Below are 21,823 nucleotides of genomic sequence, written 5' to 3'. Positions count from 1 at the left end.
TGGAGTTATAAATGGATATTACAGAATTATTGGCTTTTAGTGTTCAACACAAAGCATCTGACTTACACCTTTCTTCAGGTGTTTCCCCTATGATCCGTGTTGACGGGGACGTACGCCGGGTGAATATTCCGCCGTTAGAAGTAAAAGACGTCAGCAGCCTCATCTACGATATTATGAATGATAATCAACGTCGTGACTATGAGCAAAACCTTGAGGTAGATTTCTCGTTCGAAGTACCAAATCTGGCGCGTTTTCGTGTTAACGCCTTTAATTCAAATCGTGGTCCTGCTGCGGTGTTCCGTACCATTCCAAATCAAGTGCTGAGCTTAGATGATTTGGGGGCACCAGACATTTTTACCAAAATTTCCGACAACCCACGTGGCTTAGTATTGGTAACCGGCCCGACAGGCTCTGGTAAATCAACCACGCTGGCTGCGATGGTGGATTATATTAATAACAACAAACATCACCATATTCTAACCATCGAAGACCCGATTGAATTTGTTCACGACAACAAGCAAAGCCTTATTAACCAACGTGAAGTACATAGAGATACGCACAGCTTTAACGCGGCGCTGAGAAGTGCACTCCGTGAAGACCCAGACGTTATTTTAGTTGGTGAATTACGTGATCTTGAGACCATTCGTTTAGCGCTAACTGCCGCGGAAACAGGTCACTTAGTATTTGGTACTTTGCATACTACCTCAGCACCTAAAACCATCGACCGTATTGTGGATGTGTTCCCAGGTGAAGAAAAAGACATGGTGCGTTCTATGCTGTCAGAGTCGCTACAAGCGGTGATTTCACAAACACTGGTGAAAAAAGTTGGCGGCGGGCGCATAGCAGCGCATGAAATCATGCTCGGGATCCCTGCTATTCGTAACCTTATTCGTGAAGACAAGATTGCACAGATGTATTCGGCAATTCAAACCGGTGCAATGCACGGTATGCAAACCATGGATCAATGCCTTACAAATTTATTAAACCGTGGTTTGATCACACAGCAAGATGCGCGTGCAAAAGCGCATGACAAAAATCAGTTTAATAGCGGCTATTAAGTAGTGGTGTAGCGATGAATATAGAACCATTTTTGCAAACGATGGCCAATCAGCAAGCATCCGACTTGTTCGTTTCGGCAGGGCTTGCGGTGAGCGCCAAAATCGATGGCGAACTTAGAGCGTTAAGTGAAGAAAGCTTAGATGCCGAGCAGTCACTGAATCTTGTTACCTCGATTATGAGCGACAAGCAAAAGCAAGAATTCTTTAACACTAAAGAGTGTAACTTTGCGATTGCCAATGATATCGGGCGTTTTCGTGTTTCTGCATTTTGGCAACGGGATTGTGCGGGTATGGTTATTCGCCGTATCGTTACCGCGATTCCCGATGTCAATGAGCTAGGTTTGCCGTCGGTACTGACCGATGTGATCATGTCCAAACGTGGCTTGGTGTTATTTGTAGGTGGTACGGGCACGGGTAAGTCAACCTCGCTTGCTGCACTGCTCGGTTATCGCAATCGTAACCAACGTGGCCATATTTTGACCATTGAAGATCCCATCGAATTTGTGCATCAACACCAAAAAAGCATCATTACTCAGCGTGAAGTGGGCATTGATACTGACAGTTTTGAATCTGCCTTAAAAAGTTCATTACGCCAAGCGCCAGATGTTATTTTAATTGGTGAAATTCGCTCGCAAGAAACCATGGAGTATGCACTGAGCTTTGCTGAAACGGGGCATTTATGCGTTGCAACCTTACACGCCAATAATGCTAACCAAGCCATCGACCGTATCATGCACTTAGTCCCCAAAGAAAAGCACGATAAACTGAAGTACGATTTGGCGCTGAACTTGCGCGCTATTGTGGCGCAACAACTAGTGCCTTCTTCAAAAGGTGAAGGTCGAGAAGCAGCCATTGAAGTACTACTGAATTCCCCACTCGTTGCCGAGCTTATTAAAAAAGGCGATATTGGCTCGATTAAAGAGGCAATGGCAAAATCGAAAGACATGGGCATGCAAACCTTTGATCAAGCGTTGTTTGAGCTTTATAAGCAGCAGCGGATCAACTATGCCGACGCACTACATCATGCTGACTCGCCAAACGATCTGCGCTTGATGATCAAGCTGCAAAATAATGAACAAAAAGGTGCGGGCTTCCTACAAGGGGTTACGGTAGATGGGTTGGATTCGAAGAACTAAACGCAGCTACCTATTCGCTTTTGTGCTGAGCTTTGCTGGTGTACTTAATGCCAGCGAAGCACTTAATGTTTTTATTAGAGATGATGTCCTCGCTGATTATCAACGTTTTGTTGGTGAACGCGACGTCACAAAAATTACCGATTTTAGTGGCCAGTATTTACGCCGTGATGTTGTCGATATGGTGATAGCACAGCAAGCCTTGCAAAAAGGTGGCTTCGACAAAGTATTTATTTTTACACCAGGCTTTGTCAGTTTTCGTGAATCCAATTTGCTTGAAAAAGGGGAACAACTACTTCACTTTGATAGTTATTGGAAAGCAGACCTTGAAAATAAAGGTCGGCTGCTTTTTATCAGTGAGCCGGTTATTCAAAAAGGTCAGTATTTTGCTGGTATTTATCACGGGATAGATAATCAAAAAGTAAAGCAGCTACAAGCGGAGCAAGGGCTCACCCAGCTAACTTCGGTATCGAACCCTAAGTGGCAGACCGATTGGCAGACCTTGGAGTCACTTCCGCTTAAACAGCTTCATGCTGAACCAGATTGGATGTCACAAGCGCGTATGGTGAGCAAAGGTTGGGTCGACTTCATGTTGATGCCGCTTATGCCGAAGCTAGATAATCGCTTTGTTTTGGAAGATGTTGAGCTCATTGCTAATGAGCATCTAGTCGTGCTGTTAAACGACAGCAGACATTTTGCGGTGTCTCGGCTTCACCCTGAAGGTGAACGAGCGTTTGCTGCATTACAAAAAGGCCTTGCAATACTACGTGAGCAAGGCCGGATCACTAGCGCATATCAGCAAGCAGGGTTAATACCTGATTTGAAGAAGTACCAAGTCGTAAACCCTGCACAGGAGCTTCGCTAGTCATTTATACGCCTACTCGCGGCTAGAGTTGCTTTGCTAGGTGTACAAAAATAGCGATTTCACCATAGTGTTTAGGGGAATAAGAGTTGCCTTACTGCTGGTGATTGAAAGCGTTGAGAGTTCGCTAAATATTATGGGCTTTTACAGACAGTTAGCCGTACCTTTAATATCAGTACTGAATTTTTGATATTAAAGGTCGGCGCTAGATTGATATTTTTAGTGTGTTATCACTACACCGACTATGCCGTGCATAAATATCAATTCACTTGGTGGAAAATAAAGCCATAAAGCTCAACAGGCCCAAGAGTTAGTCGGGCTATTCCCACATTGCTTCAAAGTAGCTTTCAAGAATGATACAAGCAGACATACCATCTACCTTACCTTTGGCAAGGTTCTTATAGCCACCTTGTTCGAATAAGCGTGCTCTGGCGTCAGCTGTCGTCAAACGTTCATCTTGTGTTTCTACCGGCAAGCGGAAGTGGTTATGCAGGCGGTTGGCAAACTTTTTTGCTCTGAATGTTAAATCTTGATTGGTACCATCCATATTCAGCGGTAGACCAACCACTAATAAATCAGGTTGCCATTCGTTAATAAATACGGCGATGTCATCCCAATTTGGAATACCATCATTTGCCTTTACAGCACCTAAACTTGATGCGGTTGCAGTGATTTCTTGGCCGATAGCCAAGCCGATACTTTTAGTGCCAAAGTCAAACCCGATGACGCTACGTTTACCTTTAGGCACTTTCTCTTTTTTGTTTTCCATGAATACTTCGTTTATTAACCTAAGCTCAAAATGACAGGCTAGTTACGCATGACCCGCTTGCGAGCTTAATTGTGCAACGTCGATACCAAGCATTTGCACTGCTTTTTCCCAACGCTTTTCGGGTGGCGTATTAAATATGATTTCGGGGTCAGCCTCAACGACTAACCAAGTGTTTTCTTTCAGCTCTTCCTCAAGTTGACCACTTACCCATCCGGCGTAGCCCAAGGTGATGATAAACCCTTCGGGAGAGTGTGATGATGTTAAAGAAGCTAAGACATCTTTTGATGTGGTGATCATAATCTCAGAGCTAAGCTCTTGGCTTGAGGCGTAACCAAGTTTTGGTGTATGTAATACAAAGCCTCTATCGGTATGAACAGGCCCACCGGCGTAAATATTTACCTTAGCCGCTTGGCTAGATTTGTCGTTATCGATATCAATTTGATCAAGCAATTCGCCCACGGTGATATCGATAGGGTGGTTTACGACCAACCCCATCGCGCCATCTTCGCTGTGTTCACAAAGATAGGTTACCGTATGATTGAAAAAAGGGTCGTCCATGCTGGGCATTGCCACTAAAAAGTGATTAGCGAGTGATTTCATAACCAGACCCCCTTAATGGTTAGTTTTTAGTATGGTCGAGTTTTCGCTCGATCGCATCATAAAACTTATCCATAATTGAAATGTCATACGCCGCTTCAATTTCTTTCACGCAGGTTGGTGCGGTGACATTGATTTCGGTAAGTTTATCGCCAATGATATCTAGGCCAACGAATATCAGGCCCTTTGCCTTCAACGTTGGGGCAATGGCTTCGGCAATTTTCCGGTCCGATTCGCTAATAGGTCTTGCTTCACCACGGCCACCTGCCGCGAGATTACCACGAGTTTCCCCGCCTTGTGGGATGCGAGCTAAGCAGTACGGTATCACTTCACCGTCTACCACTAACACGCGCTTATCACCGTCTTTAATGGCTGGGATATAGTTTTGCGCCATCGCATAGCGAGAACCATGCTCGGTAAGCGTTTCGCAGATCACGCCAATATTTGCGTCATCTTGTTTCACTCTAAAAATAGACGCGCCGCCCATCCCATCTAAAGGCTTGAGAATGATATCGCCATGTTTAGCTAAAAACTCGCGAATTTGTGATTGATTACGCGTAACTAAAGTATCTGGAGTATGTTCACTAAACCACGCAGTAAAGAGCTTTTCATTGGCGTCGCGCAGGCTTTGTGGCTTATTTACTACAAGCGATCCCGCAAGTTCAGCGCGCTCAAGAATATAAGTGGCGTAAATATATTCAGTATCAAAAGGCGGATCTTTACGCATTAAAATAACGTCAAGGTCGCCTAAATCGATTTCTTGTTTCTCAGCTAGTTCATACCAATGGGAAGTATCGTCAAATACCTGCGCTTTTGCTGCGGTCGCTTTGGCAACGCCTTGGTACAAGAAAAGGTCATTCATTTCCATGTAATACAATTCATAGCCGCGCTGCTGTGCCGCCAGCATCATGGCAAACCCGGTGTCTTTTTTAATGTTAAAGCCACTGATTGGATCGGAAATGATCCCTAATTTAATCGTCATAGACGCTCCCATTGCGCTTGCTGAGTTAACCCATGATATGGGGGTTGCTCTGTGTATTTAAAGTGCTAAATCGCCAAATTGCAGCTGTAGTGCGCTCAGTACCGTGAGCGCTGCGGTTTCTGTACGTAGTACACGTGGGCCTAAACGGACATCAACAAACCGCTGTTGAGCGGTGGCGTCGAGCTCTTCATCGGTAAAGCCGCCCTCAGGGCCCACTAAAAAGCGGATCCCAGACTGGGTATACGGCAGTGTTTTTATTGAATGTTCGGCGCGAGGATGTAGTGTGATTTTTAACTCGTCGCTTTGCTGTGCCAGCCACTCAGACAACTCCATCGGCGGGTGAATAACAGTGATGGTATTACGTCCGGATTGCTCGGCCGCGGCAATTGCTATTTTTTGCCATTGCTGGTGTTTTTTTGCTAGACGCTCACCACTTAATTTAACGCCGCAGCGAGTGGTAAACAAAGGGGTAATTTCGCTCACACCCAGCTCTACCGACTTTTGAATAGTGAAGTCCATTTTATCACCGCGAGAAATCCCTTGCCCAAGATGTATGGCAAGAGGAGATTCTACATTTTTGTCTTCAAATGATTCAGGTACAGCAACAACTTTCTTTTTCCCAACTTCACTTAATTGACATAGGTACTCGCCGCCTTGTCCGTTGAACAGGCTGACTTTATCTTTGGTTGTCATTCTAAGTACTCGGCCTATGTGTCCTGCGGCGTCATCATCCAAAGTAACTGGCACACCAATGGCCAAAGGCGAGTCTTGATAAATATGTGGAATACGCATAATTCAATTATTCAGTTGCTGTTTTGTGGCAATGGTAAGCGCTCGCGCACGGTTAGTCTACATCATCCTGCCACTTTAGCTTTACCGCATAGTAATCCGGTGAGCTTGGCAAGCATCAAGTCAGGGTCAGGGAGGCCGGCGGTATCCGGATGACAAGATAAGTGATTGATTAATGCTTGTGAGTGCAGTTTAGTGATCTGAAAACCTTGCGGGGATTGTTCGATTAAAAACCGATGGGGGTGAAGAGAATCAAAAATAAAGCGCTGCTCCTCGGTGGCTAAATGATAGTCCAGAGAATAGAGCAGCACGGCATGAATGTTATGGTGACGATGCAAATAGCTGGCAAGTTCAGAAACGCTAATTTCATTGTCAAAGTCACAATAACAGTAGTCTTTTATTTGCTCTTTAAACATCATCTTGAGCATTTGTTTGGTGTTGTCACCTGCGATAATAATATTACTGGCTTGGCTAGAGCGCACGTTTTGCAAATGCTCGACGAGTTCTTGGCTAAAATCCCAATTGCTATCTACCAGTAAAAATCCATCACTTAAAGCATTCATGCAGTATTGCGTTACACCGAAAACAAGTTAATAAGTAAATAGCCTATGGAGCAGAAAACCGCAAACTCCAGACATGCGATGCCAACGTTATCTTGGTGGTCTACCTCTAGGCCAATATTGACCTTAGGTAAGGATAAATGCAGTAAGACGTAGCTACCAATGTAAAGAAAAAGCCACATTACACCGCAATGCATGACAACCGAAAACAAGTTTTCTACCACTTTTGCACCATGGTAGGGAGCGCTGTGCAGTCCCGCATACATGGCTAAAGAGAGGCCGATGGATTTGCCCGCATAACGAATACCAATCGAAGTGTTTCTGAGATTAAAATTTTGTTGTAAAGAAGCCCCTTGGTTAAACTTGGCAAAGCGACTTTCTCTGATTTTACTATCTAGCGTATAAAGCAGTTGCAATAGCATAAAGCCAAGGGCTACGACTAATAGATCGCTCCAGCCTTTCGGATGCACCCAATGATATAAACCAAGCACCAATATGGTGTTACCGAGTAACATGCCTGAGTCCACCATCGCGGCGCAGATATTTTGCTTTAAAATCGCTTCTTCTTCGTCAAACTGATACAAAATCCATTTGCGATGGATCCATTGGCCGAAGTATACAAAGGCAATAATCAACCCAATATGTAAGGCCACTTGCAGAGGGTGTGCCTGCGCTCTCACTACACCTAAATCATTGAATAAATATGCAACACAAACACACAGCATCGTCACTTGACTGGCATAGCTGATCCCAAGTGCAAAGTTGTCACGTTGTGCGAGCTCGTCATCCAGAAGATTGTTGGCGCTACGCTGGATCATTAAACGCAGCAAAATAGTCAAACCGCAGACAATGACAAAGCAAATCAAAATCGCTAAAAAGTTGATATTGTTTAAAGACAAATAACTCATACTCAGTGTAAGGTTGTGTTTTAGATAGAGTTACTATAACACTGCTCACAAAGAGAGCCAGTCTACCGTGGAGTTTTTTATGTCGGAATTGTTTGTTCAAGCAGCGCTGAATACGCTTGCTCAAGAGCGTTACCAAATGATTTATGGTGATGCGCCGATGGAGCCCAAACTAGCACGGTTACTGGCGTTGAGTGACTTTGCCGAGCGTACACTTGCACGATTTCCTGAGTGGGGAGCTTGGCTGCTCGATGATACGCAGATGCAAATGCGCGACTGCCCTGATGTGTTTGACTTTGCCGCGCCATTAGTTGAAGAAAAACAAGCTTGGCAGCAGCTGCGTCACTATCGCTTAAAGTATTGGCTTAAAGTGATGTGGCTGGATTTGGTTGCAGGCAATGAGATTGATGACAGCATCCGCTACGTTTCGCAGCTGTCCGATACCTTGATTTCAAATGCTTATCAATGGGCGTACTTAAGCGTAGAAGCGCAATCAGGCTCACCAAAAGATGAGGCTAATAACTCGATACCCATGACGGTATTGGGCATGGGAAAGCTTGGCGGTAAGGAGCTGAATTTTTCCTCTGATATCGATTTGATCTTTGCCTATCCAAGAAGTGTCGACACATCAGGTGGTCGGCGTAGCATTGAGGCGCAAGTATTTTACACTCGAGTGGCACAAAAACTTATTTCAGCACTTAATCAAGTTACCATTGATGGCCAAGTATTTAGAGTCGATATGCGTTTAAGACCATTTGGGGACAGTGGTCCTTTGGTGATGAGCTATGCCGCGATGGAAGATTATTACCAAGATCAAGGTCGAGAATGGGAGCGCTATGCGATGTTAAAGGCGCGGCCAATTGGTGAACCGTCGCTGTATTGGCAAGAGTTTTACGACTTAATCCGGCCGTTCGTCTATCGCCGTTATATCGACTTTTCTGTGATAGATTCACTGCGAAAGATGAAAAACATGATTGCCCAAGAGGTGAGACGCAAAGGCTTAACGAATAACATAAAGCTGGGCGCTGGTGGCATTCGAGAAGTAGAGTTTATTGTGCAGGCTTTGCAACTGATACGCGGCGGTCGCGAAACGCCATTACAAACCCCTTCATTGTTACAGGCATTAGAAGAGCTTGAAACGCTTGAAATTGTCCCTATCGAGGTCAAAAACCGTCTGCATGAGAACTATTTAGTTCTGCGTAAAGTTGAGCAATATCTACAAGCATTTGACGACAAACAAACGCAAACTTTACCCGACAACAACTTAGACTGCCTGCGCCTGAGCTACTTATTGCAATGTAACGATTACGCCGAAGTCGAGCAAATGCTAAAGGTTGTGACGCAGCATATCCGGGCTGAGTTTAGTCAAGTCATTGGTGAACCGCCTGAAGAAGAATTAGATGAAGACGATAGCGCAGTTTATGCGTGGCAAACGGGAGAAATTGCTCAGCTGGGCCAGTGCCGAGCTGCGCCGTGTTTTGAGACTTGGCAAACTGACTTGATGGAGTTTAAACAAGGGCTAAGTAAAAAGCAGGCGGGCACTCGTGGTCGCGATATTCTCGACAAATTAATGCCAGCCTTGCTACGAGAGCTCAGTAAACAAAACATGGAGCCGGCGCTCGCTCGCGTGCTCAGTGTGATCAATAAAGTGGCTTCTCGTACAGCATATTTGGAGCTACTGTATGAAAATCACGGTGCGTTGACTCAACTTATCAAACTTTGTTGTCATAGCGCATGGATTGCTGAGCATATTGCGAAATACCCGATCCTTCTTGATGAGCTTATCGACCCGCAAACTCTCTATAAACCTTTGCCATTAACGGCCTATAAAAACGAGATCCAGCAAGCATTTTTGCGTATAGATGAGCAAGATGTTGAGCTACAGATGGAAGCGCTGCGACAATTTAAACAAACGCATCAGCTAAAAGTTGCGGCTGCAGACGCCACTGGCGTGTTGGATATTATGAAGGTGAGCGATCACTTAACTGCGCTTGCTGAGGCGATTATCGCAAAGGCCGTCGATATTGCCTGGGGGCATATGGTGGCGCGTTTTGGTGCGCCTGAAGGTGCAACAATAGAAGAAAAAGGCTTTGCTGTAATAGCGTATGGTAAGGCGGGGGGGTATGAGCTCGGTTACAACTCAGATCTAGACTTAGTGTTTGTGCATAATCGTGACGGAGAAAGCCAAACTCAGGGTGATAAACCTATCTCTTCAAGACAGTTTTATATGAAGCTGGCACAGCGTTTAATGCATTTGTTCAATACCAAAACGCTCTCTGGCATGCTTTACGAATTAGATACTCGACTTCGCCCTGAAGGAAACTCGGGCTTACTCGCTATCAATCTAGAAAGTTTTTACCAATACCAGTTAGAACAAGCTTGGACATGGGAGCATCAGGCGCTAGTGAGAGCTCGTATGGTGTTAGGTGAGCCGAAAATGGCCGTACGATTTGATGAAATACGCCATGCAATACTAATGCAGCAGCGAGACGTGCCTAAACTAGCGGAAGATGTTCGCAATATGCGTGAAAAAATGCGAGCCCATCTTAACCAAGATAGTGACAGTCACATTGACTTAAAGCAGGGAATTGGCGGCATGACGGATATTGAATTTATCAGTCAGTACATTGTGTTGCGATATAGCAGTCAGTATCCAGCACTTTGTACTTATCCAGATAATATACGTATTTTAGAGCAAGCGGGTGAAGTTGAAGTGATTGATGGGGATGAAATGAAGCACTTAATCTCTGCATATTGTTTGTTTAGAGATCAATACCATTTTAATAGCTTAAATCAATTAGGTAGAGTTGTGGAGCGTGAAGCATTTGACCAACACGCTCAACAAGTCGTTCAAATTTGGCTGCGGGTACTGGCTTAACCCGCTAGCTTACGGCAGTTTTCACGTACATAGATTGGTGGGTTTTCGGTGATAACCGCGGCGCGCTCTCGCGGGCAGAAAAAAGTATAGACTTGAAATTCAAAGTCGTCGTTTATCGCCGTTCCAACTTGGTAAAGAGCCGTAATAAAGTCAGTATCAAGACGGAAGTTGTATTTCACCACATAATCACGCTCTAGATACCAGAACAGTTCCACACCTTCTTCTTTGGCTTGCTTGGTAAGCACATCTTTTAAAGTATCGCCTGTATCAAAGCGTCTTGGTTGTTTTTCACCGGTCCATTTAGGGTTAGATGGCTTAACAGCAAGCGCTCTTTGCGCGAGTGCGTCATCAAGCGGATAGGTGGGCTTGCCGAGCGTGATAACGTACTTTTCACGATCAGTATCACGATTGCTCATGCTATTTCTAAAGCTTTCGTAAAATTGCGACAGGCCTTGCGCTGCAACATTGGTGGTTTCCCTAAAGTTCATGTCTTTAGAGGCACCAAAAAGAAAATAGTAGGCAGCCCAAATGAGTAACACACCTAGTGATAGGTGTTTAGTCCAAAACCAGATTGACGATAATTTATTTTTTTTCTTCTTAGCCATTTCAAACTACTCCAAGACTCTAGGCCCTAATAAAACGAAGGTGCCTTTTCATCAGGTCGCGTTTTAAAGCGACGATGCACCCACATATATTGATCCGGCGCACAATTGATTGCTTGCTCCATTCTCTCGTTGACGCGAGTCACATCCGCAAGATCATTGCCACTTGGGAATGATTCTAAAATAGGTTGTATGTCTAAATGATACATCCCTTTTGCGTCTCTCGTACAGTGTAAGCTTAAAGTCTCAGCCTTTTTGCTAGCAGAAAATAATAAAGTACCAGTTGTTGTTGCAGCATCAGGAACCGCAAAGAAAGGGGCAAATTCGCAGCGTTTGCGGCCATAATCTTGATCCGGAAGGTAATAACAAACGCGTTTGCTCGAGAGCGTTTTCAATAACCCTTTAACGTCTCGCTTGGTGACTAGATACTCATTTGAGCGCAGTCTCCCACGGGTCATAAAAAACTCCATAAGTGGATTATTGTGTGGGCGATAAAAGCCAACACCTTGCATTTTTGTGCCTAGCACTCGGCTTGCCATTTCAAGATGCAACATATGGGGGACCAGCATAAGTACCCCTTTTCCTTGTTTTTGCACGGCTTCAATATGCTCTAGCCCTTTAATCGAGCCCACCACCTGATTGATGCGCCACTTTGGCCACCACCATGCCATCCCCGTTTCAAGTGTTGCTATGCCGGTGTTTTCCATATTTTTTAGTAGCATAGCTTTGTGTTCTGCTTCACTTAGGTGTGGAAAGCAAAGTTTCAAATTGACATCAGCAATATGACGGCGACGTTTCATATATTTATGGACTAGACGTCCAAGGCTTCTACCCAGTGCAAATTGAACACCTTGCGGGAGCCATGAGATTAAATACAGGGCGAAAACACCAAGCCAAGTTAGCCAAAATTTAGGTGCTAAGAATGACCATTTGAAAGGTGAGTGAGTAACCAAAGTAATATACCTAAGACTTAATTGAAGCGGCTAGTTTATCTATATTGCTGTAAAAATACAAAAAGCCAGCATAGCTGGCCTTTTCAGAGGTGATAATCGAAGTACTTAGCCTTCAATTAAACCTTGGTTGATTGCTTCAAGATCGGTACGAGATAGTGTACCTGCAGCTTGTTTTAAACGCAGCGACGAAAGTACATAGCGATAACGAATATCAGCTAAGTTACGTTTCGCATTATACAGGTTTTGCGTACTTACGAGTACGTCCACGATAGTACGAGTACCTACATCAAAGCCCGCTTCAGTTGCTTGTAACGCACTTTCTGCTGAAACAACCGCTTGCTCTAGCGCACGGTAAGTTGCAACGTCTGAAACCACTTGATTATAAGACGTGATCACTGAACGTGTCATGTTGCGCATTGCCGCTTCCATATCTTCGCTGCTAGCAACAAAGTTTGCGCGAGCTTGGTCGGTTGCTGCAACCGTACGGCCACCTGTGTAAATTGGTACGTCTAACGTTAAACCTACTGAAGTTCTGTCGCTACGTGGTGCGTGTTGACTACCAGCACTGTCAGCTAGAGAATCAGAATAAGAGGCGTTTAAGTTTAGTGTTGGGTAGTGCCCCGCGTTTGCTAAATCAATTTGATCTTTTGCGATGTCTACCGCAGATTTTGCAACTTGAAGGTCTAAGTTCTTCGCTTTTGCAATCTCGATAAAATCATTGGTATTTTGCGTAGGCTTAACTGTTGAGAAGGTTTCAGTATTTAACTTATCTAGCTTAGCGTGATACTTACCCGTAATTGTACGTAATGTTTCACGTGCTGTTTCAACCGCATTACCTGCTATGATTTCGTCTGCAACTGCACGGTCAAATTGCGCTCTTGCTTCATGCACGTCTGTAATTGCAGTCAAACCTACTTCGTAGCGCTGTTTTGTCTGCTCTAGTTGACGTTCAATAGCGCGCTTCTCGGCTTGTACAAACTCTAGGCTATCTAATGCGCTTAGCACATTAAAGTAACCTTCAGCAATACGGACAATCAAAGTTTGCTTTTGCTGCTCATATTGAGTCGATGCTTGCATTGCACGTTTTTCTGCAATTGAAAGACCCTGCCAAGATGCCATATCAAAAATGGTCTGGCTTAGAGAGATTGAACGCTGAAAGGTGTCAGTGTCAGACTCAAACATGGTGTAGCCTGTCGAGTCATTTTGCTGGCTCGATGGACCTTCAGAGTTTACGTCTGTGTAACTCATTTGAAAGCCAAGCTGAGGTAGCAATACGCCTAACGCTTGGTCTTGTGCATATTTTTGCGCATCAGCCTGCGCTTTAGCCTTTAATACGGTAGGATCGTTAGCCGTTGCAATGTCGTATACTTGCAGTAGGTCTTCCGCGTGGGACAGGCTGCTTGAAAGTGCGCACGACAACCCAACAACTAATGATAGTAGAGTTTTTTTCATTTTTCGCTCAGTCCTTAGACAATTTTTATACTGTCAGCATGTTACCCTGTTTTTGCGGCCCAATTAAAGACCAAATGCGTAAAACATCGCCAACAAGTGTAACAGAATATATTAATACCACTTGGGTATTGTAAAGTGGAAAAAGTTAAAGGTAAACGACTTCGTTTACTTATTCAGGTATGACCCTACTATAAGGGCGATTGGTTAGCTTTTAAACCGTTGCTATTAAAAAATACAGGATTATTTTATGAAACCTTTGAGTCAGTTCAACAAAGTCGACGTCAATGTTTCTTCAACAGAAACAATCTTCAATGGTTTTTTCACCATTCACAAGTACCAATTTACTCACGCCTTATTTAATGGTGGGGTATCAGAGCCGATAACTCGCGAGATATTAGAGCGTGGTCATGCGGTTGCAATATTGCCGTACGATCCTGTTACAGACAGCGTGTTGCTTATTGAGCAAATTCGCATAGGGGCGTTGGCTTCAAAACACTCTCCTTGGCTTTTGGAATGCATTGCAGGAATGGCAGAAGGGAGCGAAGATTATGAGAGTGTAGCAAGAAAAGAAGCTAAAGAAGAAGCTGGACTTGAGCTTGATAAGCTCATTTATATGCGCTCTTATTTATCAAGTCCAGGTGGTACAACAGAGCGACTATATCTGTATTTAGCGCTTGCTGATTTATCTGAAGCGGGTGGGGTTTATGGATTGGCTGAAGAAGGTGAAGACATTAAAGTGCATGTGATGCCACTTGATGAAGCCCTTGCACGCCTTGATAATGAGGAAATCGATAACGCTGCCACTGTTATTAGTCTACAATGGTTGGCATTAAATAAAGCGCGGATATAGAAGCAGTTTAGGAGTCGTATTTTTGTCACAAGTGCTGAGTTCAAAGCAGTATATTCAATCTCTGCCCCGTTACATCACGCTGTGCGAACGTAATTATTTACGGGCGCTAAAATTGCTACCTGAAGAAGTGGTCGGCGAAAGCCGAGTGATTGACTTAGCCTCTGCACGCTACTGTTTGAGCGTCGCTGGGGTCAGTAAATACACAACGGACATTCACATCGAGCAGATGGCGACGATAAGCGCCCATCTGCCACACTTTTCGTTGTCTGTGCGCCTCTACCATGATGCTAAAGTGGCTGAAGTAATTCACCGTGATTATCATCGTCGAATAAAGCCATCCTATGGTTACCCAAATCCTGATATGCACCAAAAAGATGAAAAGTATCAAATAAATGCGTTTTTAGCTGATTGGCTTATGGTGTGTTTAGAAAAAGGCCGCGTACATTTAAACTGGGATGTAAACAATGGCTTGGTTTGATCTTGAGCTGCAATTCGATAAAGCGCAAATTCGTATTGGCCATTTTACGGATTGTCATTTGTTTGCCATGCCCTCTGGGGAATATTTTGCGGTAAATACCGCCGCTAACCTTGAACGCACTCTCGCCGCGATGGCAAAAGAGCATTTTGATTGTGTGGTGTTTGGCGGTGATTTAACACAAGATCACAGTGCGGCTTCTTATCATGAGTTTGCCCGTTTAGTGAGTGAGAGTGAGTTGCAATGCCCTGTGCTTTGGGTGCCGGGTAACCACGACGAGCTAGCGTTACTTGAAGAAATAAGTGCTGGGCAAATCGTTCGTCATAAGCGCATCTCAGGTCCATTTGGTCAGGTGCTACTGTTAAACTCAAAAGGTGAAACACCCGCCGGATGGTGCGCTAAGTCACATTTAGAGATGCTCAAAAACAAGCTTAACAATAGTATCAACGACAATACGATTGTTTTTGCTCACCACCATCCTAGGCCGATAGATGGCTATTTAGATAAACATATGCTCGAAAATGGTCCTGCACTGTTAAACTTGCTGGTGGACTCAGAGCAAGTCTTAGGGCTATTTCATGGTCATGTGCACAATGAATATCAACAACAATTTCGCACTTTGCCTATCTATGCGACGCCTGCAACATCAATCCAATTTGAAAAGCACACAAAGGACTGGTGTCAGTCTGATTTGGGTCCCGCTTATCGTGTCATCGTATTTAGTAAAAGCGCTATAACAACAGAGGTAAAATGGCTCGGAAAGTAGTTTATATACACGGCTTTAATAGCTCAGAGCTATCCTATAAAGCAACGGCATTTGGTGAATATATGATGGATAAACAAACGCCATACTTTGTCCCAAGGCTGCATTATGATCCGAGAGTCGCATTGGCACAGTTGGATAGCGTCATTGATTCTGATACTGTGTTATTAGGTAGCTCGTTAGGCGGCTATTACGCCACCTATTTTTCGCAACACCTTGGCTGTAAAGCAGTGGTGATAAACCCTGCAGTTAGGCCTTTTTCATTATTAAATGACTACCTTGGACCACAATACAATCCTTATCAGGATTGTCATTATGAGCTGCAGCATGAGCATATTGATGCGTTAAAATCCATGTATGTCGAGCAGCTTAGTAATCCAGAAAACTTGCTATTATTGCAACAAACGGGCGACGAGGTGCTGCCTTTTGAAGAGGCGGTGCGTTATTATAGCCATTGTCGTCAAATTATTGAGTTTGGTGGGGATCATAGCTTTGTTGAATTTCCACGCTATTTTGACACCATCACCAAATTTTTAACTATCAAAAATTAGAATTTATGCACAAAGCTCTGCTCAAAACTGTACGTTGTGCATATACTAGCGGATAAAAAGATAACTAGAACTAGCCTATGAGTCAGCAAAACTATAATGCCGAAGCTATTGAGGTACTCAATGGCTTAGAGCCAGTTAAGCGCCGTCCTGGCATGTATACCGATACCACCAGACCTAATCATTTAGGTCAAGAGGTTATCGATAACAGTGTCGATGAAGCCTTAGCCGGACATGCCACCAAGATTGACGTGATCTTGCACGAAGATAACTCCTTTGAAGTCATCGACGACGGTCGAGGAATGCCAGTGGACATTCACCCAGAAGAGGGCGTGCCTGGGGTTGAATTGATCTTGACCAAACTTCATGCTGGGGGCAAGTTTTCCAATAAAAACTACCAGTTCTCCGGTGGTCTACATGGGGTGGGTATATCGGTTGTTAATGCGTTGTCGACTCGAGTCGAAATTACCGTTAAACGCGATGCGCAAATCTATGAAATGGCATTTGAAAACGGCGATAAAGTCGAAGACTTAAGAGTGACCGGCAGTGTTGGTAAGCGTAATACCGGCACCTCAGTACACTTTTGGCCCGACGCGAGTTATTTTGACTCAGCTAACTTCTCAATTACTAAGTTAAACCACTTGCTCAAAGCCAAGGCTGTATTGTGTCCTGGGCTTAGAATTCGTTTTGTAAATAAACAGACGAAAGAAACGCAAGAATGGCACTACGAGGCAGGTCTTGAGGATTACCTAAAAGACAGCGCTGAAGGCTATGAAGTGCTGCCGAAATCCCCATTTACAGGCAGTTTCAGTGGCTCAACCGAAGGGGTTGATTGGGCGCTTCATTGGTTGCCAGAGGGCGGCGAATCCATCGCTGAAAGCTACGTAAACCTTATTCCAACGGCACAAGGCGGAACTCATGTAAATGGGTTACGCCAAGGCTTACTTGAAGCGATGCGTGAGTTTTGTGAATTCAGAAACCTGATCCCGCGTGGCGTTAAACTGACGCCTGATGATGTTTGGGACCGTTGTAGTTATGTCTTGTCGGTTAAAATGCAAGATCCACAATTTGCCGGTCAAACCAAAGAAAAGCTGTCATCACGTTCGTGCGCTACCTTTGTATCAGGCATTGTCAAAGACGCCTTTAGTTTATGGTTAAACGAACACACTGAAACGGCAGAGTTACTTGCTGAGCTGTGTATCAGCAATGCGCAAAAACGTTTGCGTGCTGCGAAAAAAGTGGTTCGTAAAAAAGTCACTTCGGGTCCAGCTTTACCGGGTAAATTAACCGATTGTTCTGGAAGTGAAACCGAACGCTCAGAAATCTTTTTGGTGGAAGGGGACTCAGCAGGTGGCTCGGCAAAACAAGCACGAGATCGTGAGTTTCAAGCAATCATGCCACTGCGCGGTAAAATCCTAAATACTTGGGAAGTGGAATCTGGACAGATCTTAGCCTCGCAAGAAGTACATGATATTTCTGTTGCCTTAGGTATTGACCCAGACTCTGAAGATTTATCAGGCCTGCGCTATGGCAAAGTATGTATCCTCGCGGATGCGGATTCTGACGGGCTTCACATTGCAACTTTATTATGCGCACTCTTTGTGAAGCACTTCCCAGAGCTTGTTCGTAAGGGCCATGTTTTTGTTGCCATGCCGCCGCTATTTCGTATTGATGTTGGTAAAGAAGTTTACTACGCCCTTGATGAAGATGAGAAAAAGGGCATATTAGATCGTATTGAGGCCGAAAAGAAACGCGGTAAAGTCAACGTACAGCGCTTTAAAGGGTTGGGTGAAATGAACCCGTTGCAATTGCGTGAAACCACCATGGATCCAAATACTAGACGTTTAGTTCAGCTGACATTAGATGAGCCTGAACAAACCCTCGAAATGATGGATATGCTGTTAGCTAAAAAGCGCTCTGGCGACCGTAAAGTTTGGCTTGAGCAGCACGGAGATAAGGCAGAGGTTTAACATGAAAATACATAGCAAATTGACCAAGGTAGCGACGACACTGGCAGTTGCGTTATTAAGCTCACCAGCGCTGGCAAACGATATACTTTCGCGCCTTTCAGTACCTAAAGGGTATGAGCTGAGCTATTTTGCGAAAGATGTTGAAAATGCAAGACAAATGGCGGTGGGCAAAGATGGCACTGTGTATGTTGGCTCTCGCAAAGCAGGTAAAGTTCACGCACTTATTGACAATAACCGTGATGGCGTAGCCGACAAGAAAATCTTGGTTGCTGAAGGGCTGAATATGCCCTCTGGTATTGCTCTAAAAGACGGTGACTTATACGTTGCTGAAGTAGAGCGTATTGTGCGTTTTAAGCAAATTGCAAAAAACCTTAAGGCACCGGTAAAAGAAGTGGTGTTTGATGATTTGCCTGACAAACGCCACCACGGCTGGAAGTACCTAACAGTATCGCCTGAAGGCGAACTGATCATTCCTGTTGGCGTGCCTTGTAATATTTGTGCCGAAGACCCTAAGTTTGGCCGTATATTTTCACTAAATCTTGAGACAAAAAAGCTTTCGACGATTGCCAAAGGTGTGCGTAACTCAGTGGGTTTCGATTATCACCCAGTAACCGGAAAGTTATGGTTTAGCGATAACGGTCGCGACATGATGGGAGATGATATTCCACCATGTGAAATCAACCGCGTTGACGAAATAGGTCAGCATTTTGGCTTCCCGTATGTTCATGGCGGCAGTGTGCTAGACCCTGAATTTGGTGAGGGTAAATCGGTGACTGACTACGCCATGCCAGCACTTGCACTACAAGCGCACGTTGCACCGCTGGGCATTCACTTTTATCGTGGCGAGCAATTTCCAAAGGCAATGAAGCATCAGCTTTTTGTTGCTGAACATGGTTCTTGGAACCGCAGCAAAAAAGTGGGCTATCGAGTAATGCGAGCAAACGTGCAAGATGGCCAAATTCGAGGCTATGAGCCTTTCCTTACCGGCTTTATGGAAAACGAAACAACCTATGGTCGACCAGCCGCAATTGCAGAGCTCGATGACGGTAGCCTGCTCGTTTCCGATGATTACGCCAATGCGATATATCGCATCAGCTACAACAACAAGTAAGGTGTAACATGACAGATCCTCAAGCCTTGTCCTTGCAAGGCATTGAACAACTTCCGATGGGGCGTTTTACTGAAGACGCCTACCTGAACTATTCCATGTATGTGATCATGGATAGGGCGTTGCCACATATTGGTGACGGCCTGAAGCCTGTACAACGTCGTATTGTATATGCGATGAGTGAGCTGGGCTTGTCTGCTCAAGCAAAATACAAAAAATCTGCCCGTACCGTCGGTGACGTATTGGGTAAATATCACCCTCATGGCGACAGTGCTTGTTATGAGGCCATGGTACTCATGGCGCAGCCGTTTTCTTATCGCTATCCGCTGGTGGATGGCCAAGGTAACTGGGGTGCTGCGGATGATCCTAAATCATTTGCTGCGATGCGTTATACCGAGGCGCGTTTATCTAAGTTCTCAGAAGTACTGCTGAAAGAGCTTGGTCAAGGTACGGTTGATTGGACCGCTAACTTTGATGGCACCTTAGATGAGCCACAAGTGTTACCCGCGCGTTTACCACATATCCTGCTGAATGGGGTGACAGGTATTGCGGTGGGGATGGCAACCGATATTCCGCCGCATAACGTACGCGAAGTTGCTGAAGCTTGTTGTTTGTTATTGGATAAGCCTAAAACCGAACTAGAAGAAATTCTAGAATTGGTCAAAGCGCCAGATTATCCAACCGATGCGGAAATCATTACGCCGCAAGAAGAGATCAAAAAGCTTTACACCACAGGTCGTGGCTCAATCAAGATGCGTGCTGTGTACACCGAAGAGCAAGGCGAAGTGGTGATCACCGCGTTGCCACATCAATGTTCGGGTGCCAAGGTGCTAGAGCAGATAGCGGCACAAATGACAGCGAAGAAACTCCCTATGGTAGCGGATTTACGTGACGAATCGGATCATGAAAATCCGACGCGTATCGTCATCGTACCGCGCTCAAATCGAGTTAAGGTCGAGCCATTAATGGCGCACCTATTTGCCACGACGGATCTTGAAAAGAACTACCGTGTTAACATCAACATGATTGGTTTAGACGGGCGTCCACAAGTTAAAGACTTGCGTCAGATTTTATCTGAGTGGTTAGTATTCCGTCGTGAAACGGTGCGTAGACGTTTGCAGTATCGTTTAGACAAAGTGCTTGCGCGTTTGCATATTCTTGAAGGTTTGATGATTGCATTTTTGAATATCGATGAAGTCATCGAAATCATTCGCAACGAAGACAAACCAAAAGAAGAGTTGATAGCGCGTTTTGGTCTTTCAGATAAGCAGGCTGAAGCAATTCTAGACCTGAAATTACGCCACCTTGCAAAGCTTGAAGAAATGAAGATCCGTGGTGAGCAGGATGAGCTTGAAAAAGAGCGTGATGGATTGGAAAAAACCTTAGGCTCTGAGCGTCGCATGTCGACATTAATGAAAAAGGAAATCCAAGAAGCTGCTGAATTGTATGGCGATGATAGACGCTCACCGGTAGTTGAGCGTGGCGAAGCCAAAGCGCTTAGCGAAAAGGATTTGATCCCATCAGAGTCTGTAACTGTTGTGCTATCTGAAAAAGGCTGGGCGCGTTTTGCGAAGGGCCATGATATCGATGCCGAAGGGCTAAGCTACCGCTCAGGAGACAGTTATAAAGCCTCTGCAAAAGGTAAGAGTAATCAGCCTGCGGTGTTCTTAGATACCTCAGGGAGAGCCTTTGCAACCGATGCGCATAGCTTACCTTCAGCTCGGAGTCAGGGTGAACCGATGACGGGCCGCTTTAACTTGGCGTCAGGATGTAACTTTGAACATGTGGTCATGGGCGAAGAGAAGTCGACTTACCTGATGGCGACCGATGGCGGTTACGGTTTTATCAGTGACTTTGCTGATATGGTGAGCAAAAACAAAAATGGTAAAGCGTTTGTTAGCGTGCCAAAAGGTGCGCATTTGATGGCACCTATTCAGGTATTCGATGTTGCCACCGATATGTGTATGGCGATTTCGAGCGAAGGCAGAATGCTGCTATTCCCATTACGTGATTTACCTAAACTTGGTAAAGGTAAGGGGAATAAGATTATCTCTATCCCTAGCGCGAAAGTGCAAAGCCGCGAAGAGTTTGTCAAAGTGTTAGCGGTAGTACCTGAAGGCGTTTCTGTTACCTTACATGCAGGTAAGCGCAAGCTAACCTTAAAGCCGAGTGATTTAGAGCACTATTACGGCGAGCGAGGGCGCAGAGGTAATAAGTTACCGCGCGGATTACAGCGCGTTGATAGCTATGATCTGGAGCACAATGGTGTCGAGACACCAGAAGACAATGACGCTAGCGTAGATACCGAAGAATAACCGATACAGGCCGCCCACCGCGGCCTTATTTTTATCTCTTGAAAACCATCGCGAGGTAAACTCGCTGCCACCAAATTAATCACTCAGTGTAGGTGTCTGTTCACCCATTGAACTTTGTGTCTGAGCCGGTTCACCCGGCGATCTTTTAGCAGTTTAGAACATCGCGAGGTGAACTCGCTTATATGGACTCCTCCAATTGTACAAGCCACTTTTAGCATTATTAGTGTGATTGCGTGCTTATATCCGGGCTCTTG

At 44.9% G+C, this 21,823-nt stretch carries 20 protein-coding genes; 11 read left to right on the top strand and 9 right to left on the bottom strand.

What is annotated here, in order from left to right:
- The first annotated feature begins 11 nt into the window (after positions 1-11).
- Genes EXT47_RS13530 through EXT47_RS13520 form a run of 3 tightly spaced genes read left to right on the top strand, consistent with a single transcriptional unit; the run spans position 12 to position 3,056 of the window.
- Positions 12-1,058, top strand: a complete 1,047-nt coding sequence (locus EXT47_RS13530; RefSeq protein ID WP_130126814.1) for a type IV pilus twitching motility protein PilT — start codon at positions 12-14, stop codon at positions 1,056-1,058.
- A gap of 14 nt (positions 1,059-1,072) precedes the next feature.
- The gene (locus tag EXT47_RS13525) at positions 1,073-2,194 is read left to right on the top strand and encodes a PilT/PilU family type 4a pilus ATPase (protein ID WP_010607713.1); all 1,122 of its coding nucleotides are present in this window, start codon (positions 1,073-1,075) and stop codon (positions 2,192-2,194) included.
- On the top strand, positions 2,172-3,056 hold the full coding sequence (locus tag EXT47_RS13520) for a hypothetical protein (protein WP_130126813.1): 885 nt from the start codon (positions 2,172-2,174) through the stop codon (positions 3,054-3,056). The genes EXT47_RS13525 and EXT47_RS13520 overlap by 23 nt, the downstream gene beginning before the upstream one ends.
- Positions 3,057-3,372: 316 nt before the next feature.
- Here EXT47_RS13520 and ruvX read toward each other — a convergent pair whose 3' ends face one another.
- The 6 genes from ruvX to EXT47_RS13490 all read right to left on the bottom strand — a co-directional run bounded on the left by ruvX (position 3,373) and on the right by EXT47_RS13490 (position 7,658).
- Positions 3,373-3,822 carry a Holliday junction resolvase RuvX gene (gene ruvX / locus EXT47_RS13515; RefSeq protein WP_017217006.1) on the bottom strand — a complete coding sequence of 150 codons (450 nt, stop codon included), beginning with the start codon at positions 3,820-3,822 and terminating at the stop codon, positions 3,373-3,375.
- A 42-nt stretch (positions 3,823-3,864) separates the two neighbouring features.
- Complete coding sequence (locus EXT47_RS13510; RefSeq protein WP_130126812.1) at positions 3,865-4,422, bottom strand: YqgE/AlgH family protein; 558 nt, start codon at positions 4,420-4,422, stop codon at positions 3,865-3,867.
- A 19-nt stretch (positions 4,423-4,441) separates the two neighbouring features.
- Positions 4,442-5,401: a glutathione synthase gene (gene gshB, locus EXT47_RS13505; protein WP_130126811.1), complete on the bottom strand. Its 960-nt coding sequence runs from the start codon at positions 5,399-5,401 to the stop codon at positions 4,442-4,444.
- A gap of 57 nt (positions 5,402-5,458) precedes the next feature.
- Positions 5,459-6,193 carry a 16S rRNA (uracil(1498)-N(3))-methyltransferase gene (rsmE, locus tag EXT47_RS13500; RefSeq protein ID WP_010379040.1) on the bottom strand — a complete coding sequence of 245 codons (735 nt, stop codon included), beginning with the start codon at positions 6,191-6,193 and terminating at the stop codon, positions 5,459-5,461.
- A gap of 62 nt (positions 6,194-6,255) precedes the next feature.
- The gene (locus EXT47_RS13495; RefSeq protein WP_039494456.1) at positions 6,256-6,753 is read right to left on the bottom strand and encodes a hypothetical protein; all 498 of its coding nucleotides are present in this window, start codon (positions 6,751-6,753) and stop codon (positions 6,256-6,258) included.
- 11 nt (positions 6,754-6,764) lie between these two features.
- Positions 6,765-7,658, bottom strand: coding sequence for a hypothetical protein (locus EXT47_RS13490; protein WP_045989157.1), 894 nt, complete (start codon positions 7,656-7,658; stop codon positions 6,765-6,767).
- A gap of 79 nt (positions 7,659-7,737) precedes the next feature.
- On the opposite strand from EXT47_RS13490, the gene glnE reads away from it, so the two are divergent.
- Positions 7,738-10,533: a bifunctional [glutamate--ammonia ligase]-adenylyl-L-tyrosine phosphorylase/[glutamate--ammonia-ligase] adenylyltransferase gene (glnE, locus tag EXT47_RS13485; RefSeq protein ID WP_130126810.1), complete on the top strand. Its 2,796-nt coding sequence runs from the start codon at positions 7,738-7,740 to the stop codon at positions 10,531-10,533.
- On the opposite strand, the gene EXT47_RS13480 is transcribed toward glnE, so the two are convergent.
- The 3 genes from EXT47_RS13480 to tolC form a co-directional block, all read right to left on the bottom strand.
- Entirely contained in the window at positions 10,530-11,138 is a 609-nt protein-coding gene (locus EXT47_RS13480; RefSeq protein WP_128728608.1) for a TcpQ domain-containing protein, read from the bottom strand. The genes glnE and EXT47_RS13480 overlap by 4 nt on opposite strands.
- A 26-nt stretch (positions 11,139-11,164) precedes the next feature.
- Positions 11,165-12,088, bottom strand: coding sequence for an LpxL/LpxP family Kdo(2)-lipid IV(A) lauroyl/palmitoleoyl acyltransferase (gene lpxL, locus EXT47_RS13475; RefSeq protein WP_130126809.1), 924 nt, complete (start codon positions 12,086-12,088; stop codon positions 11,165-11,167).
- A gap of 105 nt (positions 12,089-12,193) precedes the next feature.
- A complete protein-coding gene (gene tolC, locus EXT47_RS13470) occupies positions 12,194-13,540 on the bottom strand; it encodes an outer membrane channel protein TolC (protein ID WP_069020922.1) in 1,347 nt (448 codons plus the stop codon).
- A gap of 247 nt (positions 13,541-13,787) precedes the next feature.
- On the opposite strand from tolC, the gene EXT47_RS13465 reads away from it, so the two are divergent.
- The 7 genes from EXT47_RS13465 to parC all read left to right on the top strand — a co-directional run bounded on the left by EXT47_RS13465 (position 13,788) and on the right by parC (position 21,569).
- Positions 13,788-14,390, top strand: a complete 603-nt coding sequence (locus EXT47_RS13465) for an NUDIX domain-containing protein (RefSeq protein ID WP_039494465.1) — start codon at positions 13,788-13,790, stop codon at positions 14,388-14,390.
- Between the two features lie 22 nt (positions 14,391-14,412).
- Entirely contained in the window at positions 14,413-14,868 is a 456-nt protein-coding gene (locus EXT47_RS13460; protein ID WP_039494466.1) for a DUF1249 domain-containing protein, read from the top strand.
- Positions 14,855-15,631 (top strand): metallophosphoesterase, encoded by a 777-nt coding sequence (locus EXT47_RS13455; RefSeq protein WP_130126808.1) that lies wholly within the window; start codon positions 14,855-14,857, stop codon positions 15,629-15,631. The genes EXT47_RS13460 and EXT47_RS13455 overlap by 14 nt, the downstream gene beginning before the upstream one ends.
- The gene (locus EXT47_RS13450) at positions 15,616-16,179 is read left to right on the top strand and encodes a YqiA/YcfP family alpha/beta fold hydrolase (protein WP_045989149.1); all 564 of its coding nucleotides are present in this window, start codon (positions 15,616-15,618) and stop codon (positions 16,177-16,179) included. Before EXT47_RS13455 ends, EXT47_RS13450 begins: the two co-directional genes overlap by 16 nt.
- A 77-nt stretch (positions 16,180-16,256) precedes the next feature.
- Positions 16,257-18,146, top strand: coding sequence for a DNA topoisomerase IV subunit B (gene parE, locus EXT47_RS13445; protein WP_095727170.1), 1,890 nt, complete (start codon positions 16,257-16,259; stop codon positions 18,144-18,146).
- Between the two features lies 1 nt (position 18,147).
- Positions 18,148-19,257 carry a sorbosone dehydrogenase family protein gene (locus EXT47_RS13440; RefSeq protein ID WP_130126807.1) on the top strand — a complete coding sequence of 370 codons (1,110 nt, stop codon included), beginning with the start codon at positions 18,148-18,150 and terminating at the stop codon, positions 19,255-19,257.
- Positions 19,258-19,265: 8 nt separating this feature from the next.
- Positions 19,266-21,569 carry a DNA topoisomerase IV subunit A gene (gene parC, locus EXT47_RS13435; protein WP_039494472.1) on the top strand — a complete coding sequence of 768 codons (2,304 nt, stop codon included), beginning with the start codon at positions 19,266-19,268 and terminating at the stop codon, positions 21,567-21,569.
- Positions 21,570-21,823 lie beyond the last annotated feature (254 nt).

Source organism: Pseudoalteromonas sp. CO342X (assembly GCF_004208915.1).
Classification (GTDB): Bacteria; Pseudomonadota; Gammaproteobacteria; order Enterobacterales; family Alteromonadaceae; genus Pseudoalteromonas; species Pseudoalteromonas maricaloris.
This window is presented reverse-complemented; position numbering and strand designations above follow the sequence as displayed.

Excerpts from the sequence above, each read along its gene's own strand:
- gshB (WP_130126811.1), bottom strand. The coding sequence starts at position 5,401 with ATGACGATTAAATTAGGGATCATTTCCGATCCAATCAGTGGCTTTAAC.
- EXT47_RS13530 (WP_130126814.1), top strand. The coding sequence starts at position 12 with ATGGATATTACAGAATTATTGGCTTTTAGTGTTCAACACAAAGCATCT.
- parC (WP_039494472.1), top strand. The coding sequence starts at position 19,266 with ATGACAGATCCTCAAGCCTTGTCCTTGCAAGGCATTGAACAACTTCCG.
- EXT47_RS13450 (WP_045989149.1), top strand. The coding sequence starts at position 15,616 with ATGGCTCGGAAAGTAGTTTATATACACGGCTTTAATAGCTCAGAGCTA.
- EXT47_RS13520 (WP_130126813.1), top strand. The coding sequence starts at position 2,172 with ATGGGTTGGATTCGAAGAACTAAACGCAGCTACCTATTCGCTTTTGTG.
- EXT47_RS13495 (WP_039494456.1), bottom strand. The coding sequence starts at position 6,753 with ATGAATGCTTTAAGTGATGGATTTTTACTGGTAGATAGCAATTGGGAT.
- EXT47_RS13510 (WP_130126812.1), bottom strand. The coding sequence starts at position 4,422 with ATGAAATCACTCGCTAATCACTTTTTAGTGGCAATGCCCAGCATGGAC.
- EXT47_RS13480 (WP_128728608.1), bottom strand. The coding sequence starts at position 11,138 with ATGGCTAAGAAGAAAAAAAATAAATTATCGTCAATCTGGTTTTGGACT.
- EXT47_RS13455 (WP_130126808.1), top strand. The coding sequence starts at position 14,855 with ATGGCTTGGTTTGATCTTGAGCTGCAATTCGATAAAGCGCAAATTCGT.
- rsmE (WP_010379040.1), bottom strand. The coding sequence starts at position 6,193 with ATGCGTATTCCACATATTTATCAAGACTCGCCTTTGGCCATTGGTGTG.
- EXT47_RS13525 (WP_010607713.1), top strand. The coding sequence starts at position 1,073 with ATGAATATAGAACCATTTTTGCAAACGATGGCCAATCAGCAAGCATCC.
- EXT47_RS13440 (WP_130126807.1), top strand. The coding sequence starts at position 18,148 with ATGAAAATACATAGCAAATTGACCAAGGTAGCGACGACACTGGCAGTT.
- EXT47_RS13465 (WP_039494465.1), top strand. The coding sequence starts at position 13,788 with ATGAAACCTTTGAGTCAGTTCAACAAAGTCGACGTCAATGTTTCTTCA.
- tolC (WP_069020922.1), bottom strand. The coding sequence starts at position 13,540 with ATGAAAAAAACTCTACTATCATTAGTTGTTGGGTTGTCGTGCGCACTT.
- glnE (WP_130126810.1), top strand. The coding sequence starts at position 7,738 with ATGTCGGAATTGTTTGTTCAAGCAGCGCTGAATACGCTTGCTCAAGAG.
- ruvX (WP_017217006.1), bottom strand. The coding sequence starts at position 3,822 with ATGGAAAACAAAAAAGAGAAAGTGCCTAAAGGTAAACGTAGCGTCATC.
- parE (WP_095727170.1), top strand. The coding sequence starts at position 16,257 with ATGAGTCAGCAAAACTATAATGCCGAAGCTATTGAGGTACTCAATGGC.
- EXT47_RS13490 (WP_045989157.1), bottom strand. The coding sequence starts at position 7,658 with ATGAGTTATTTGTCTTTAAACAATATCAACTTTTTAGCGATTTTGATT.